This window comes from Saccharopolyspora sp. NPDC000995 (assembly GCF_053599315.1).
In genome coordinates this window covers 1-15,777 of sequence record NZ_JBSFLZ010000078.1, presented here as the reverse complement: position 1 = coordinate 15,777, position 15,777 = coordinate 1, and the positions used below count along the sequence as shown (strand labels likewise).

Genomic DNA, 15,777 nt, shown 5'->3' with positions numbered 1-15,777 from the left:
GCGGTGGTTCTGATCAACCAGAAGGTCGCGGACGAGATCGCGACCTTGGTCGCGCGGCACCGCTATGGCGTCGAAGACAGCATGGACGCCGTCCGCGCCGCGGAGGCTGCGTCGGCGAAGAACAACGAGGAGATCAAGGCGGCAGCGGACGAGCGAAAGCAGGCGCTCGTCGAGAAGGCCGCCAACGCCCAGCCTCCGGAGGACAAGCCCCGTAACGACTGGGCGGGCAAGCGGAACGAGGACAGCAACGAGATCAGCCTCGGAGCCGGCGACTACGAGGAAGAACGACCGCAGCAGGCAGCTCGGCCCACGCCGCCGCCACCGCCGCCACCGGCGGCCCCCAAGCCGGCACCGCGCCGACAGGTGGCGTTCGACGATGACGACGACTACGAGAACCAGAGCTGGCTGAGGTGACACCCACGGCGGGGTGCGGAGATTTCCGCGCCCCGCTTGGTTTTCCGCCAGTGGGTGCGGAAATCCCTGCCAGAACGTCGATTCCGGGCAAAAGCGAGGTAACTACCGTGATCGACGTCCACAGTGGTCAATTCGCAAACGATTCGCAAGACAGGGGATCCGGGATCGGGTTTCCCGCTCGCACGATCGCATTCGGGGTCGCTTGTCGCGCCGGTGAAGGGCCAGGACGGCACCAGCGACTGCGACTTGCACATCCAGGTTCGACGGCAGCGCCTCGACGTACTCCGGGGAACGCCTCGAAACGCCCAGGTGAGCTACGGCCACCAGCGCGAGACCACGAAGGCGGCGCGCATCGCCGACATCGAGGGCCCGTGGGACGAGGCCGCCTTCCTCGCCGGCGACACGTCGAGCGTCGAGGGGCTCGTGGTCTTCCGAAAGACAACCAAGGTGGTCAGCGCCAGCTACGACGGGACGGACAAGAGCTACGGCCTCGAAGACGGCCGATGCCGATCGACGAAGCCGATCTACGAAGCCGAGCATGGCGCCAAGGCGGTCCCTCTGGAGATCGCTCAGAGAAGCTGCGAGTCACGCAGCGGTGAGGTCGCCGCGGCTGTGCTCGTGGTCGATGTGACTGCCGCCGAAGTCGATGGCCAGTAGCGCTTCACCGCGCCGATCGCCGACCAGCGTGCGGAGGAAGAACGCGGTGAGCAGGGCTCTGGTTACGCGCTGCGTCGCGTACTCGGGCTTGCCGTGCAGCACCAGCTGCGTCCAGTGTCGGCCCTCGGTGAAACCGAGGTGGCTGGCCTTCTTCACTGTCCGCAGCTGCACCGGACCGCCCCAAGCGCGCGCGATCGGCTCGGCGTTGGCCACCGGAGGGGCCAGCAGGTCGCGGCCCGCGGCGATGTGCAGGCCCGGCACCTCGACGCGGCTCGCCGTCTCGAACGCCGACGGCATGGTCTCGGCGGCGGCCAGCGTCGCGACCGAGCGGATCCGCTTGTCCTCGGCCGCCGCGAGCACCGCGCAGCCGCCGCCCATGGCGTGCCCGGCTACCCCGAGCCGCTTCTCGTCGACGCTGATTCCGCCCTCGCCGAGCCGGACGCCGACGCAGACGTCCAGCGCGGCCCGCAGGTCGGCGGCGTGCAGCCGGTGCGACGCGAACACGCCGCGCTGGGTGCCGGGCGCGGCGACGACGATGCCCCACGAGGCGAGGTGCCGGAGCAGGCCCAGATAGCGGCGGGGCGGCTGCAGCCACCCGTGCCCGAACGCGACTGCTGGCAGCCCGAGGCCGCTGCGCGGGGTGCAGACGATGCCGGGCAGCCCGACGAGGGCTAGATCGCCGTGCAGCACGTCGTGCGGTCCGCGGCGGGACAGCTCTTCGAACGCGTTCTTCGCGGAAGGGGCCTTCTTGGCAGTGCGCGCCATGGTCAGCAACGGTAGCGGACCTGCTCGTGCACGTCCGGTAGCCGCCACGGGAGGCGGTTCCCGAACCGGCTGACTCAAACAGGTTCAGACCATGTGGAGTAGCTACGCTGGGCCGAGTGTGCGGCATCGTTGGTTACGTAGGACATCGTCAGGCGCTCGAAGTCGTCCTCGGCGGACTCCGGCGGCTGGAGTACCGGGGTTACGACTCGGCGGGAGTCGCGTTGCTCGACGGTGAGGGCGGCCTCGCGGTGGAGCGCGCCGCTGGCGCGCTGTCGAACCTGGAGAAGCGCCTCGCCGAGGTCGATGGCAGCGAATTCGCAGGTCACAGCGGCATGGGGCATACCAGGTGGGCGACCCACGGGGCACCGACCGACCGCAACGCCCACCCGCACCGCGACGCCAGCGGGCAGGTCGCGGTGGTGCACAACGGCATCATCGAGAACTTCGCCGTGCTGCGCGCAGAGCTGGAAGCCGCGGGCATCGAGATGGCCAGCGACACCGACACCGAAACGACGGCGCACCTGGTCGCCGCCGCCTATGCCGACGGGCCGACCGCCGGCGACCTGACCGCCAGCGTGTGCGCGGTCGCCCGCCGCCTAGAGGGCGCCTTCACGCTGGTCGTCACGCACGCCGCCGAGCCCGGCAATATCGTGGCCGCTCGCCGGTCGTCGCCGCTGGTCGTCGGGGTCGGCGAGGGCGAGCACTTCCTGGCCTCGGACGTCGCCGCGTTCATCGAGCACACCCGCGACGCGGTGGAGCTCGGCCAGGACCAGGTGGTGACCATCACCCGCGACGGCTACCGGGTGACCGACTTCTTCGCCGAGGACGTCGAGGCCACGCCGTTCAGCGTCGACTGGGACCTGTCGGCCGCCGAGAAGGGCGGTCACGACTACTTCATGCTCAAGGAGATCGAGGAGCAGCCCGAGGCGCTGGAGAACACGCTGCGCGGCCACTTCGCCAGCGGCGGCATCGTCCTCGACGAGCTGCGGCTAACCGAGCAGGACCTGCGCGACATCGACAAGGTCTTCGTCGTCGCCTGCGGCACCGCCTACCACTCCGGGCTGCTCGCCAAGTACGCCATCGAGCATTGGTGCCGGGTGCCCGTCGAGGTCGAGCTGGCCAGCGAGTTCCGCTACCGCGACCCCGTGCTCGGTCGGGACACACTGGTGGTGGCGATCTCCCAGTCCGGGGAGACCGCCGACACCCTGGAGGCGGTGCGGCACGCGCGCACCCAGCGGGCGCGGGTGCTGGCGATCTGCAACACCAACGGCGCGCAGATCCCGCGCGAGTCGGACGCGGTGCTCTACACCCACGCCGGTCCGGAGATTGGGGTCGCGGCGACGAAGACGTTCCTGGCCCAGGTCGCGGCGAACTACCTGGTCGGGCTGGCCCTGGCGCAGGCGCGCGGCACGAAGTACTCCGACGAGGTGGCGCGGGAATTCGCGGAGCTGTCCGCGATGCCCGAAGCGGTGCGCAGCACCTTGTCGACGGTGGACCAGGTGCGGCAGCTGGGCCGGGAGCTCGCCGACGCAAAGGCGGTGCTGTTCCTGGGGCGGCACGTCGGGTACCCGGTGGCGTTGGAGGGCGCGCTCAAGCTCAAGGAGCTCGCTTACATGCACGCCGAGGGCTTCGCCGCGGGTGAGCTCAAGCACGGGCCGATCGCGCTGATCGAGGAAGGCCTGCCGGTCGTCGTGGTCATGCCCTCCCCGAAGGGGCGGGCACTGCTGCACTCCAAGTTGGTGTCCAACATCCGCGAGATCCAGGCGCGCGGCGCCCGGACCATCGTGATCGCGGAGGAGGGCGACGACGAGGTCCGTCCGTTCGCCGACGAGCTGATCACGATCCCGGCGGTGCCGACCTTGCTGCAGCCGCTGGTGTCGACGGTTCCGTTGCAGGTGCTGGCGGCGGAGATCGCCCGGGCCCGCGGCTACGACGTCGACAAGCCCCGGAACCTCGCGAAGTCCGTCACCGTCGAGTGATCTTTTCGAAGTGAGGGGCACCCTTGAGTGGTTTAGCCGGGCAGGGGTGCCCCTCACTCTTGCCTGAAAGTGTGGTTGCCGGGTCGTGAGCGCTCATGGGACCTGGTTGGCGAAATGCCCGGATGGGATGGCGTGGACCGCCGCCGCGAGCGGGCAGACTGTTGCGGCATCGTCGATCGGTGATGAGGGAGGACGCGATGCAAGGAGTGTGGACCCCGGATCAGATCCGCGCCGCTGAGCAGCGGCTCTTCGCCCGGACACCGGAACCGGCGGTGATGCGCCGCGCCGCGTACGCCGTCTTCGTCCACACCGGGCGGGTCCTCGCCGAATTTACCGGGGGCGTCGCCGGTCGCCGCGTCACCCTGCTCGTCGGCGCGGGGAACAACGGCGGCGACGCGCTGTGGGCCGGGGCGTTCCTCCGGCGCCGTGGGGTCGGTGTCACTGCCGTGCTGCTGGCCCCGGAGAAGGCACACGCCGCGGGTCTCGCCGCGCTACGCCGCGCTGGCGGCCGGGCGGTGCCCGCCGAGGGGCCGAGCCCGGACACCGCGGGGATCGGGGCCGAGGCCGCGGATGCGGTCGAGCGCGCCGACGTGGTGATCGACGGGATCGTCGGCCTGTCCGCGCGGGGGTCACTGCGGCCGACGGCGGCGGAGCTGGTGCGCCGGGTGGACGTGCCGATCGTCGCGGTCGACCTGCCCAGCGGCGTCGATCCGGTCACCGGCGCGGTCGACGGACCGGCGGTGCTGGCGGACGTCACGGTGACCTTCGGCGGGCGCAAGCCCTGCCACGTGCTGGGGGCCGGTGCGGTGCGCTCCGGCGACGTCGAAGTGATCGACATCGGGGTCGCTGACGAGCTGCCCGAGCCCGAGCTCTACCTGCTGCAACCCGCGGAGATCGGCGCGGGCTGGCCGGTTCCGGGACCGACCGACGACAAGTACAGCCAGGGCGTGGTCGGCATAGCCGCCGGGTCGGCGACCTATCCGGGTGCTGCGGTGCTGGCAAGCGGCGCAGCGGTGCAGGCGACCGCGGGCATGGTGCGCTATGCGGGGCCCGCCGCGGACGTGGTGCGGATGCGCTGGCCGGAGGTGGTGGCGACCGGTTCGGTCACCGACGCCGGACGCGTGCAGGCGTGGGCCGTGGGACCGGGAATAGGCACCGGAGCCAGCGGCCGCGATGTGTTGCAGCACGTGCTGGAATCCGGACTCCCGGTGTGCGCGGATGCCGACTCGATCACGCTGTTCGCTGACGACGACACGTTGTGGGACGCGCGCGACCCCGACGTGCCGCTGGTGCTGACGCCGCATGCGGGCGAGTTCGCGCGGCTCTCCGGTGCGGAATTGGGCGAGGACTGGGTCTCCGCGGCGCGGGAAGTCGCCGCGCGCTTCGACGCGGTGGTGCTGCTCAAGGGCAACACCACCATCGTCGCCGCGCCTGACGGCCGGGCGCTCGTCAACGACTCGCGGCACGCCTGGCCCGCCACTGCGGGCTCCGGCGACGTCCTCACCGGCCTGATCGGCGCGCTCCTCGCCAGCGGGGTGGAACCGTGGCTGGCCTGCGGATACGCCGCGCATGTCCACGCCCGCGCGGCCGACCTCGCCGCCCACGGCGCACCCACCCGGCCCCCGGCCGAGGTCGGCGCCCCGATCGGAGCCTCCGCGCTGCTCGCGGCCGTCCCGACGGCGATCCGGGCGGTCCGTGAAGCGGCGCTGCCGTGAGGGTCTGAGCCACACCTTGCGCAGGTCAACGCGCTCACGAGCCTTAAGCTGCGAAATATCGTGCTGATGCGAGGTGCGCAGCCCGGATCGCACACCCGGCGTCGCGAGCCGTGTTGGCGTGCGGCGTGGGGGCAATTTCGCCGGAAGTTCACGTTCAGCCGAGTGGGCCGCTTCCCGCGACGGTGCGCTGTGGCTGGTCAGGGGCGGGGCGTCGGAGTTCGGGCGGTCCGATACCTCGGAAGCAATGGTGGGGTGGTGTGCGACCATGTGCCTGCCATGAGTGACCAGCCCACGTACCGCGCCGACCTGCGCATCGACGTCGGCGCGATCCGCCACAACATGAAGGTGCTCTCGGCGGGCGCCCGCAGTTCGGGCGCCCGCACGATGGCCATTGTGAAGTCCGACGGCTACGGACACGGCGCGGTGACGGTTGCCGCCGCCGCACTCGAATCGGGCGCGGACCGGATCGGCGTCGCATCGATCGGCGAGGCTCTGCAGTTGCGCGCCGCCGGCATCACGGCCCCGGTGCTGTGCTGGCTCTACGTCGAGGACGACGACTTCGCCCCGGCGGTCGCCGCGGACATCGAGCTCTCCGCCTCCTCGCAGACCAGCCTGGGCCGGATCGCCGCCGCGGCCGAGCAGCGCGGCCGGGTCGCGCGCATCCACCTCAAGATCGACACTGGGCTGTGCCGCAACGGCTGCCCGGCCGAGCTTTGGCCCGCGCTGGTGGAAGCCGCGGCGAAGGCCGAGGCGGACGGGCACGTCGAGGTGGTGGCAGTGTGGTCGCACCTGGCGTGCGCCGACGAGCTCAACCACCCCTCCATCGACCGGCAGGCCGAACGCTTCCAGGGGGCCTATGAGCAGGCGCGGGCGGCCGGGCTCAACCCGATCCGGCACCTGGCGAACTCGGCGGCCGTGCTGACCCGCCCAGACCTGCACTTCGAGCTGGTTCGGCCGGGCATCGCCGTCTACGGCCTGGATCCCGTTCCGCAGCATGGCGATCACGGCCTGCGCCCCGCCATGACGTTCCGCTCCTCGGTGGCGCTTACCAAGCGCATTGCGGCGGGCGAAGCGGTCTCCTACGGGCAGAGCTGGACGGCCGTGCGGCCGACGAACCTCGCGCTAGTGCCGGTCGGCTACGCAGACGGCGTGCCGCGCACCCTGTCGGGGCGGATGTCCGTGTGGCTGGCCGGGAAGCGGCGCCCGGTGGTCGGCCGGGTGTGCATGGACCAGCTGGTCGTGAACTGCGGCGACGACGAGGTACGGGAAGGCGACGAGGTGCTGCTGTTCGGGCCGGGCGACCGGGGCGAGCCGACGGCTGCGGAATGGGCCGATGAGATCGGCACGATCCACTACGAGATCGTCACCGGCATGTACCGGCCGAGGGTCACGCGCACCGTCGTCGACGTGGAGACGTCATGAGCGAGGTCCGCTGCTCGCGCGAGCCGACCGCGAAGCGCCGGAAATCCGTGAGCGGCATGCCTATGCTGGCAAGCGGAGCAGGACGTTCGGTCACCGTGGAGTCGCTGTGAAGCCGGTGTGGCAGGCGTTGGCCTGGACGAGCGGGGTGCTTGGTGCCGCGATCACCGGTGCCGCTGTCGGCGTTGCGGCGCGCAGCTCGCGGGTCGCCACGCAGCGCAAGTTCGAGGAGGCCTACGCCGACGAGCCGCTCGGCAGGCTCCGCCCGGACCGGCAGTCCACTGTGGCCGCTGATGACGGGGTTCCGCTGTCGGTGCAGGAGATCGAACCCGCCGATGGCGGCGAAGCGGAGCTGACCGTGGTGCTCGTGCATGGCTTCGCGCTGGACTCCCGCTGCTGGCACTTCCAGCGCCGGGACCTGCCGGAGCTCACCGCGCCGCGGGTTCGGCTGGTGCTCTTCGACCAGCGCAGCCACGGCCGATCCGGCCACTCCGGCAAGAAGAACAGCACCATCGACCAGCTCGGCAGGGACCTCGACGCGGTGCTGCGCTCCGCGGCGCGCCGGGGCCCGATCGTGCTCGTGGGGCATTCGATGGGCGGGATGTCGATCATGGCGCTAGCCGAGCAGCGCCCCAAGCTGTTCCGCGACCGGGTCCGCGCGGTCGCGCTGATCGGCACCGCCGCCGGCGGGGTCGGTGCGTCCGGGCTCGCCCGACCATGGCTGCACCGCGCCAATCCGGTGCCGCGCGGGCTCGCGCTGCTCGCGGACTTCCAGCCCGGCCTGGTGGAACGCACCCGCCGGCTCGGGGACAAGCTGGCCTGGAGCCTGGTGCGCAACCTGTCGTTCGGGGACCGCGACGTCTCGCCCAAGATCGTGGACCTGATGGCTGAGATGATCGGCGCCACCACCGTCGAGGTGGTCACCGACTTCCTGGAGACGATCAACCTGCACGACCGCAGGACGGCGCTGGCCGCGCTGCGGACCTGCGAGGCGCTGGTGCTCAGCGGCGATGCCGACCGGGTCACCCCGTTTTCGCCGCACGCCGAGGTGCTCGCCGCGGAACTGCCGGACGCGAAGCTGGTGCGGGTCGAGGGCGCCGGGCACCCGGTGATGCTGGAGCGTCCTGAGCTGGTGACCGAGGAGTTGATCGAGCTGATCCGCCTGGCCGCGGGGGATGGGGAGGTGACCGGAAGTTGAGCCCTGCACTGCAGATCGTGGAGTTGCCGGAGGAGTCCGACACGCTGGAGTTCGGCCGACGGCTGGGGGCCGCGCTGCGCGCGGGTGATCTGGTGCTGCTCGACGGGCCGCTCGGTGCTGGCAAGACCGTGCTCGCGAGGGGGATCGCCGTGGGCATGGGGGTCACCGGCGCCGTGACCTCGCCGACGTTCGTGATCGCGAGGGTACACCGGCCGGAATCCGGTGACGGCCCGGCGCTGGTGCACGTCGACGCCTACCGGCTGGCCGGGTTGGACGAGATCGACGACCTGGACCTGGACACGGACCTGACGGGTGCCGCGGTGGTCGTCGAGTGGGGCGAGGGCCTCGCCGAGCGGCTCGCGGATTCCTACCTGCTGCTGCGGATCCGCCGCCGGGACGACGACGTCCGCGAGATCAGCCTGGAGCCGCAAGGCGAAACCTGGTCTCCGCGTCTAGCCGAACTGCTCGCCCGGTGACGGACTTATTGGGCGGGATACCCGGCCCGCTCGCGCTCGCCGTGGCCGTGGCGCTGCTGTTTGCCGAATCCGGCCTGGTGCTCGGGGTTTTCCTACCGGGCTCGGCCACCGTACTGGCGCTGGGGTGGTTGGCGGGGCACGGTGTCGTGGAGGTGTGGGTGGCCGCGATCAGCGCATTCGGCGCGACGGCTTCCGGTTGCCAGCACGGCTACTTCCGCGGTCGCCGGGACGGTTTGCTGCGGCGGCAGCTGGTCAAGCGGTTCGGCGAGAAGCGGTTCGCGCGGGCGGAGTCCGCATTGGACGGACGCGCGAAGTCGACGGTGGCGGCGTCGCAGTGCTTCGCCGTGGTGCGGACGCTGATGCCTCGGCTCGCAGGTCGAAACAGCATGACTCACCTGCGGTTCACGATCTGCAACGTCGCGCCTCGCAGCGGCGTTGGCGACGACGTGGGTGCTGCTCGGTGCCTGGTCGGGCGCGGCGTACGAGAAGGTGGAAGCGGCAGCGGGATTGCTGGGGCTGCCGCTGCTGGGCATCGCAGCGCTGCTCGTGCTGGCGGTGTGGTGGCTCCGCCGCCGCAAGCAGCTCCACCAAACCCGGTAAGCACTTTTCGCCGCTGCAGAGGGGTTTTCGCTAGCTGAGTTGGGGCGAACGGCCTGTTTGCGTCGGTAGGCCCGGATCCACCGGTGTGTGGATCCGGGGTAGGTGAGGTGAACGGTCCGTTCGCGCCAGTGTGGTTCGGGTGGTGGCCTCGGGTCAGGCCGTGTTGCCGACGCTGAGTTCGGCCGACAGGTCGTTGGCTAGGCGCTTCATCAGTGGGATGACCTCGTCGGTCGAGATTCTCGTCATCCGGCCTTCCGGCCCGCTGATGGAGATGGCCGCGCCCGCCGGCGCGCCCGGCACGGCGACCGCGTAGCAGCGCACGCCGACCTCCTGCTCGCCGTCGTCCAGCGCGTAGCCCTGCTGGCGGATGCGGCCGAGCTCCTCCTGCATCGCCTCGACCGTCGTGATGGTGCGCTCGGTCTGCGGCTGCATCGTCGTGCGGGAGAGCAGCTGCGTCACCGTCTCCGCTGGCATGGTGGCCATGACGGCCTTGCCGACGGCTGTGGCGTGCGCGTCGACCCGGCGGCCCACCTCGGTGAACATCCGCATGGAGTGCTGAGAGGGGACTTGCGCGACGTAGACGATCTGCTCGCCATCGAGCACCGCCATGTTGGAGGTCTCGCCGGTGGCCTCGGTGAGCTCGGCCAGGTACGGGCGGGCCCAGGAGCCGAGCGCGCGGCTGGCGGTCTCGCCGAGCCGGATCAGCCGGGGTCCGAGCGCGTAGCGGCGGGAGGGCTGCTGCCGGGCGTAGCCGTTGCTTACCAGGGTGCGGATGATGCGGTGGATCGTCGGTAGCGGCAAGCCGGACTTCTCGGCGAGCTCGGACAGGGCGACTTCGCCGCCGGCGTCAGCCATCAGTTCCAGGAGTTCGAAGGTGCGTTCGACCGACTGCACCCCTCCGCCCTGAGTCGCCCGCTGCGGGCCAGTGGTCATCGCAGAACTCCCTTTCCACTGTGGATGGCTGGGCAGCAGTCTAGTCCGTGGTGGGTGCGCCAGCTCATGTTGCCTCGGACGCTATATGGAAACTAACATCCACGATGCAGAAAAAATAACGGGCGTACCGCTAGCGGGACGGCTGTCGCGCGCCCGTCGAGTGCGCGACAGTCCGCCACGCGGCAAGGTGAGCCATCAAGCCACCGTCTGGAACCCGGCAGCAGAAAGAGGTGGACTTCTCATGTCCGAAACGCCAGCAGGAGTGCAGGTGCTCGGCGGTGCCGTCGAGCGCGGGGACGAGATCCTCACCGCGGAAGCACTCGCGTTCGTCGCCAGTCTGCAGCGCGCCTTCGGCGCCCGCCGCGACGAGTTGCTCGCCCGCCGCAAACAGCGCCGTGCCGAGGCCAGCGCGAAGGGGCGGCTGGACTTCCTGGAAGAGACCCAGCACATCCGCGAAGGCGACTGGCAGGTGGCCGCGCCGCCCGCCGACATCGCCGACCGACGCGTCGAGATCACCGGTCCGACCGACCGCAAGATGGCGATCAACGCGCTGAACTCCGGCTCCCGCATCTGGCTCGCCGACCTCGAAGACGCCAACACCCCGCACTGGCACAACGTCGTCTCCGGCCAGGTCAACCTCTACGACGTGGTTCGCAAGCAGATCGAGCTGACCACGGCCGAGGGCAAGCACTACAAGCTGCGCGACGACGTCAAGCACGCCGTGCCGCTCGTGCGCCCCCGCGGCTGGCACTTCAACGAGAAGCACATCCTGGTCGACGGCAAGCCCGTGGTCGCCGCGTTCGTCGACTTCGGCCTGCACTTCTTCCACAACGCCAGGGAACTGATCAGCCGCGGCAGCGGGCCGTACTTCTACCTGCCCAAGATGGAGAGCCACCTCGAGGCGCGGCTGTGGAACGACACCTTCACCCACGCCCAGCAGGAGCTCGGCATCCCGCACGGCACGGTGCGCGCCACGGTGCTGATCGAGACCTTCCCGGCCGCGTTCGAGATGGAGGAGATCCTCTACGAGCTGCGCGACCACTCCGCCGGCCTCAACGCCGGGCGCTGGGACTACCTGTTCAGCGTGATCAAGACCTTCCGCGACTCCGACAGGTACATCCTGCCGGACCGCAACTCGGTCACCATGACCGCGCCGTTCATGCGCGCCTACACCGAGCTGCTGGTGCGCACCTGCCACAAGCGCGGTGCGTTCGCGATCGGCGGCATGGCCGCGTTCATCCCGACCAAGGACCCGGCCACCAACGAGGCCGCGATGACCAAGGTGCACGACGACAAGAAGCGCGAGGCCGACGACGGCTTCGACGGCTCCTGGGTCGCCCACCCCGGTCTGGTGCCGATCTGCTTCGAGGAGTTCAACGCGGTGCTGGGCGACAAGCCCAACCAGATCGACCGCACCCGCGACGAGGTCTCGGTGACCGCCGACCAGCTGCTGTCGGTGGCCGACACCCCCGGTGAGAAGACCATCGAGGGCCTGCGCGCCGCAGTCGACGTCGGCGTCCGCTACATCGTGTCGTGGCTGGGCGGCAACGGTGCGGCGGCGATCCACAACCTCATGGAGGATGCCGCGACCGCCGAGATCTCGCGTTCGCAGATCTGGCAGTGGCTGCACAACAGCGTGGTGCTGGCCGGTGGCGAGCAGGTCACCACGGACCTGGTCCGCGAGGTGCTGGCCGACACCGAGAAGCAGCTGCGGGCCGAAGACAGCTTCCCGGTCGACAACCTCGGCCGGGCGATCGAGCTGTTCGAGCAGGTGGCGGTGGCCGACGAGTTCGTCGACTTCCTGACGCTGCCCGCCTACGAGCAGATCACTCAGTGATGACGCCGCGGTGAGTCCGGGGCCGTGCGTCCTGCTCAATTTCAATGGAAATCAGGCCCGCGAGTCCATTGAAATCGCATCACCGAGGACGTGCGGCCCATCGCCGCAGCCGGACCGAAGGGAGCGCAAGTGGCAAGAACCTCACTGAAATCCGCCGAAATCGCGAAGCGGCTCGCCCGGCTGTCCGCAGTGGACGAGCACATCGCCCGCACCTACCCCGGGGCGAGCGCGGCCCGGCAGCCGGTGCACACCTGCTACGTGCCGGCGAACAAGGTCGATGCCGAGACGGTGCGGCTGTGGGGCCGGGAGGCGCTGGCCGCGTTCGACCGGGACGCGCCCCGACCCGAGGATTTCGTCGAGATCCTCGGTTTGGACGACCAGATCGCCCGGGCCGTGCATCCGCGGGTGCTGGCGAAGCTGCAGAACTCCCCGGTGGAGGACCTGCGCATCGACTTCGAGGATGGCTACGGGCGGCCCGGCGACGACGTCGAGGACGCCGATGCCGAGCGCACCGCCGGGGTGGTCGCCGAGTGGCTGCGCGATGGCGTCGAGCCAGCGAACTTCGGGCTGCGGGTGAAGTCCTTCGACACCCCCGAGCTGCGCGCCCGCTCGGTGCGCACGCTGGACGTCTTTCTCACCGCGCTGTTGCAGCAGTGGGGCAGCTTGCCCGCCGGGTTCGTGCTCACCTTCCCGAAGGTCGTCGACGCCGCGCAGGTGGAGGTGTTCGTCGGCCTATTGGAGCTCTTCGAGCAGCAGCTGGGCATGCCGGAGAAGTCGTTGCGCTTCGAGATCCAGGTGGAGACCACCCAGTCCATCGTGGACTCCCATGGGCGCTTCGCGCTCCCGCTGTTCCTGCGCGCGGGCGGCGGCCGGGTCACCGGGCTGCACTTCGGCACCTACGACTACACCGCGAGTTGCGGGCTGACTGCCGCGCACCAGCACCTCGCGCACCGCGCCTGCGACTTCGCGCGGCACGCGATGCAGGTGTCGGCGGCAGGCACCGGGGTGTTCCTCTCCGACGGCTCGACCAACGTGCTGCCGGTCGGCGACCAGGTGCACCACGGCTGGCGCACCCACTACGGGCTCACCCGCCGGTCGCTGGAGCACGGCTTCTACCAGGGCTGGGACCTGCACCCGGCGCAGTTGGTGACCCGCTACGCGGCGGTGTTCGCGGCCTTCCGCGACTCGGCTCCCGCCGAGGCGGCGCGGCTGTCGGCGTACGTGTCGGCCAGCGGTAGCGCGGTGCTGGACGAGCCAGCGACGGCGCGAGCGCTGGCGGCGTCCTTCGTGCGGGCGCTGGACAACGGCGCCACCGACGCGGGCGAGGTCAAGGAGATGACCGGCCTGGCGGAACCGGAGATCCGCAAGCTTGGTCGCCTCTGATCCCGATCAAGTGTTGGGTTGGGGGGCGCCGTTCGCCGGTCACCTCCTCGGTGCCAAGTCGTAGAACGCGCGGAGCTCCTCAACGTCCTTGGTGATTTTGGCTGCTGCTTTGGGAAATTTGGCCTCACAGGCGGCGTCGAAGTCCTTCGCAGCGTCCAGAGCGTGCCGCCTCTCCTCGGCGTTTTAGATTTCGGTAGGGCCTTCTTCGCGCCGGAATGTGCGGACTTGGGCAGTGCGGCGAGCACGTTGACGATCTTGTGAGGGCTGTAAAAGCACAACGTTGCTTTCGATCTTGGTCCCTTTCCGGATGGTCGGGTCCGCGCCGGGCGGCGGCCGTAAGCGGGCCGAGCAGAACGATCCCGCCGCGCTGGAGGCTCTGCTGGCGCTGGTGGAGCCGGACGAGCGTGGTGACCCGATGTCGCCGCTGCGGTGGACGACGAAGTCGGTCGGCACTTGGCTGAGGAATTTGCGTGGCGGCACTCGGTGTCGGCCCCGGCCGTGGCGCGACTGTTGAAGACGGCCGGGTTCAGCTCCGACCGGTACGCGCGGTCCCGCTACACCAACGAGCAGGTCACGGAGCATCGGGCCGGCGACGAGCCGGTGATCAGTGTGGCCCCGAAGAAGCGGTTGGGGCGGCTACCGATGGCCGGGCGGGAGTGGCGGCCCAGGAGGGAGCCGGTCGAGGTCGGGGATCCTCAACTCTTCTTGAGCGGCCCGGGCGTGGAGCAGGCCCTTCCGTAAGGGATCTACGACGTCGCCCGCAACACCGGTTGGGTCAGCGCAAGGAGATCCGTCAGGTCAGGTGTCGATGGTCTCCGGGTTCATGCCGGACCAGGCGATCAGCTGGTCCGCAACCTCGGCAACAGTCGGGCGGGACTTCGGGTCCGGGACGAGGCACGCGTCGACCGTTCGGGACAGCGCAGCGGGCAGGCGGCGGTGGGTGCGCAGCGGCGCGGCGGTGGTGTCCCGCTGCGGGTAGTAGCGGGTGCCGTTGCTACTGCGCTGCCGGTGCGACACCTCTGCCCACGGCGTGGTGCCGGAAAGAGCCTCGTACAGCGTGGTGCCCAAGCCCCAGGTGTCGGCCGCCGGGGTCATCTCGCTGCCACCGGCCTGCTCTGGGGAGAGGTAGTCGAACGTCCCGGCCGAGCTGCGCTCGCCAATCCGGCAGGCCAGGCTCAGGTCGAGCAGCACCGCCCGCCCGCCGACCTCGACCACATTGGACGGTTTCACGTCGAGGTGCACCCAGCCGCGGCGGTGCAGGTAACCGAGCACCGAGCACAGCTGGATGCCCAGCACCGCGGTGTCGATCGGCCGCAGCCGACCGAATTCCTCGATCAGGAAACCCAGTGTGTGGCCGGGAAGCGTCTCGGTGATCACCACCGGGCGCAGCGGCCGCACCGCCTGCACGATTTCGTAGCCGCGGACCAGGTGCGGATGCGCGAACTGGGTCAGCAGCACGCCTTCGTTGCGCAACCAACCCACGGCGCGTTCGTCCGCGGCGCGCTCCGGCCGGACGGTCTTGGCGATGCAGCGGCAGGACCGCTCCTCGCTCCAAACGTCGTAGACGTCGAGTCGGCTGCCGCGGCGCAAGTGGCCCACGACCCGGTAACCGGGCGCGAGTGCTTCGCCCGGCGCGAGTGGCGCTTGCGATGGTCCCCAGCCCTGGTCCGGTTCGCCGTAGTAGTAGGAGCTCAACGAATCGATCAGCACCGAAGGAAGCCGATTTTCCGGCGTCAGCTGTGGCTGCGACGGCGGTAGTGGCCGTGGCTGCTGCTGCGCGAGCGGTGCGGGCGGTGGCCGTGCCCGCTGCTGTCGTAGCGATGACGGTGCCCCCCGCTGCTGGAATTCCGACGGCGGTATCCGCCGCTGCTGGAGCCCCCGTGCGAATGGTGCTTCGCAGGGGACACCATCTTGAAAAGCTTCGAAAGGTCCATCGGCCCGAGCTCCCGGATCGGTCGGTGCCCGCGCGGCGGCGGGTGCATTGATCATTGTTCCTGGATTCGGGCGCGCGGTCGAGGAATTTTGCACCATTCGCGAATTCAGCCCAGCAGTGGACCCGTCGGCGGTAGTGGTCGTTGGTCGGGACCACTACCCATAATGGCCTGGTCACAGCGGTTGCTGGAAGGCTGCGGCGGCGTCGACGATGCCGAAACCGTAGACCCGTTGAAGACCCCGGCACCGTCGACCACACGTCGTCGTCGCAGCACTTCGAGGACGAACCGCCTCCTGCCGACACGGCCTTGGAGTCCAGCTTCAGGGCGAGGTTGGAGTACGTGGAGTGGAGCTCGTCGCCGTCCGTCGCGGCACGCGCAACGCAGCCCACTCCCTCCCGGATCTCACCCAGCCATAAGGAGTGCCGGCAACGGCACGGCCCGGCCGGAACCCGAAGCCGACATCCCGC

13 protein-coding genes and 2 pseudogenes are annotated in these 15,777 nt (G+C 70.1%); 11 read left to right on the top strand and 4 right to left on the bottom strand.

Features of this window, described 5'->3' with window-relative positions:
* Nucleotides 1-3 precede the first annotated feature (3 nt).
* Together ACWDKQ_RS23235 and ACWDKQ_RS23230 are read left to right on the top strand one after the other, a co-directional pair.
* Nucleotides 4-414, top strand: a complete 411-nt coding sequence (locus tag ACWDKQ_RS23235; RefSeq protein WP_450140856.1) for a hypothetical protein — start codon at nucleotides 4-6, stop codon at nucleotides 412-414.
* A 309-nt stretch (nucleotides 415-723) separates the two neighbouring features.
* Nucleotides 724-1,071 (top strand): hypothetical protein, encoded by a 348-nt coding sequence (locus ACWDKQ_RS23230; RefSeq protein ID WP_450140855.1) that lies wholly within the window; start codon nucleotides 724-726, stop codon nucleotides 1,069-1,071.
* Here ACWDKQ_RS23230 and ACWDKQ_RS23225 read toward each other — a convergent pair.
* Complete coding sequence (locus tag ACWDKQ_RS23225) at nucleotides 1,000-1,836, bottom strand: dienelactone hydrolase family protein (RefSeq protein ID WP_450140854.1); 837 nt, start codon at nucleotides 1,834-1,836, stop codon at nucleotides 1,000-1,002. The genes ACWDKQ_RS23230 and ACWDKQ_RS23225 overlap by 72 nt on opposite strands.
* Nucleotides 1,837-1,952: 116 nt before the next feature.
* Here ACWDKQ_RS23225 and glmS point away from each other — a divergent pair, with 116 nt between their 5' ends.
* From glmS to ACWDKQ_RS23195, 6 genes are all read left to right on the top strand, one after another.
* On the top strand, nucleotides 1,953-3,815 hold the full coding sequence (gene glmS / locus ACWDKQ_RS23220) for a glutamine--fructose-6-phosphate transaminase (isomerizing) (protein WP_450140853.1): 1,863 nt from the start codon (nucleotides 1,953-1,955) through the stop codon (nucleotides 3,813-3,815).
* A gap of 197 nt (nucleotides 3,816-4,012) precedes the next feature.
* Nucleotides 4,013-5,530, top strand: coding sequence for an NAD(P)H-hydrate dehydratase (locus ACWDKQ_RS23215; RefSeq protein WP_450140852.1), 1,518 nt, complete (start codon nucleotides 4,013-4,015; stop codon nucleotides 5,528-5,530).
* 276 nt (nucleotides 5,531-5,806) lie between these two features.
* Nucleotides 5,807-6,952, top strand: coding sequence for an alanine racemase (gene alr / locus ACWDKQ_RS23210; RefSeq protein ID WP_450140851.1), 1,146 nt, complete (start codon nucleotides 5,807-5,809; stop codon nucleotides 6,950-6,952).
* 106 nt (nucleotides 6,953-7,058) lie between these two features.
* The gene (locus ACWDKQ_RS23205) at nucleotides 7,059-8,147 is read left to right on the top strand and encodes an alpha/beta fold hydrolase (protein WP_450140850.1); all 1,089 of its coding nucleotides are present in this window, start codon (nucleotides 7,059-7,061) and stop codon (nucleotides 8,145-8,147) included.
* Nucleotides 8,144-8,623: a tRNA (adenosine(37)-N6)-threonylcarbamoyltransferase complex ATPase subunit type 1 TsaE gene (gene tsaE, locus ACWDKQ_RS23200; protein ID WP_450140849.1), complete on the top strand. Its 480-nt coding sequence runs from the start codon at nucleotides 8,144-8,146 to the stop codon at nucleotides 8,621-8,623. Before ACWDKQ_RS23205 ends, tsaE begins: the two co-directional genes overlap by 4 nt.
* Nucleotides 8,620-9,261, top strand: coding sequence for a DedA family protein (locus ACWDKQ_RS23195; protein ID WP_450140848.1), 642 nt, complete (start codon nucleotides 8,620-8,622; stop codon nucleotides 9,259-9,261). The genes tsaE and ACWDKQ_RS23195 overlap by 4 nt, the downstream gene beginning before the upstream one ends.
* Before the next feature lie 115 nt (nucleotides 9,262-9,376).
* Here ACWDKQ_RS23195 and ACWDKQ_RS23190 read toward each other — a convergent pair whose 3' ends face one another.
* Entirely contained in the window at nucleotides 9,377-10,156 is a 780-nt protein-coding gene (locus ACWDKQ_RS23190) for an IclR family transcriptional regulator (RefSeq protein WP_450140847.1), read from the bottom strand.
* 241 nt (nucleotides 10,157-10,397) lie between these two features.
* On the opposite strand from ACWDKQ_RS23190, the gene aceB reads away from it, so the two are divergent.
* A complete protein-coding gene (gene aceB / locus ACWDKQ_RS23185; protein WP_450140846.1) occupies nucleotides 10,398-11,993 on the top strand; it encodes a malate synthase A in 1,596 nt (531 codons plus the stop codon).
* Between the two features lie 129 nt (nucleotides 11,994-12,122).
* Complete coding sequence (locus ACWDKQ_RS23180) at nucleotides 12,123-13,376, top strand: DUF6986 family protein (RefSeq protein ID WP_450140845.1); 1,254 nt, start codon at nucleotides 12,123-12,125, stop codon at nucleotides 13,374-13,376.
* A 57-nt stretch (nucleotides 13,377-13,433) separates the two neighbouring features.
* On the opposite strand, the pseudogene ACWDKQ_RS23175 reads toward ACWDKQ_RS23180, so the two are convergent.
* Nucleotides 13,434-13,636, bottom strand: a pseudogene (locus ACWDKQ_RS23175) (IS256 family transposase); the annotation flags it as partial.
* A 37-nt stretch (nucleotides 13,637-13,673) separates the two neighbouring features.
* Between ACWDKQ_RS23175 and ACWDKQ_RS23170 the strand changes: the two are divergent.
* Nucleotides 13,674-14,114 (top strand): annotated as a pseudogene (locus ACWDKQ_RS23170) (ISAzo13-like element transposase-related protein); the annotation flags it as partial.
* 60 nt (nucleotides 14,115-14,174) lie between these two features.
* Here ACWDKQ_RS23170 and ACWDKQ_RS23165 read toward each other — a convergent pair.
* Nucleotides 14,175-15,086, bottom strand: a complete 912-nt coding sequence (locus ACWDKQ_RS23165) for a serine/threonine-protein kinase (protein ID WP_450140844.1) — start codon at nucleotides 15,084-15,086, stop codon at nucleotides 14,175-14,177.
* Nucleotides 15,087-15,777: the final 691 nt, after the last annotated feature.

What these genes read in the sequence shown, in the direction of transcription:
- ACWDKQ_RS23225 (WP_450140854.1), bottom strand. Translation starts at nt 1,836, where the DNA reads ATGGCGCGCACTGCCAAGAAGGCCCCTTCCGCGAAGAACGCGTTCGAA.
- ACWDKQ_RS23215 (WP_450140852.1), top strand. Translation starts at nt 4,013, where the DNA reads ATGCAAGGAGTGTGGACCCCGGATCAGATCCGCGCCGCTGAGCAGCGG.
- alr (WP_450140851.1), top strand. Translation starts at nt 5,807, where the DNA reads ATGAGTGACCAGCCCACGTACCGCGCCGACCTGCGCATCGACGTCGGC.
- ACWDKQ_RS23190 (WP_450140847.1), bottom strand. Translation starts at nt 10,156, where the DNA reads ATGACCACTGGCCCGCAGCGGGCGACTCAGGGCGGAGGGGTGCAGTCG.
- aceB (WP_450140846.1), top strand. Translation starts at nt 10,398, where the DNA reads ATGTCCGAAACGCCAGCAGGAGTGCAGGTGCTCGGCGGTGCCGTCGAG.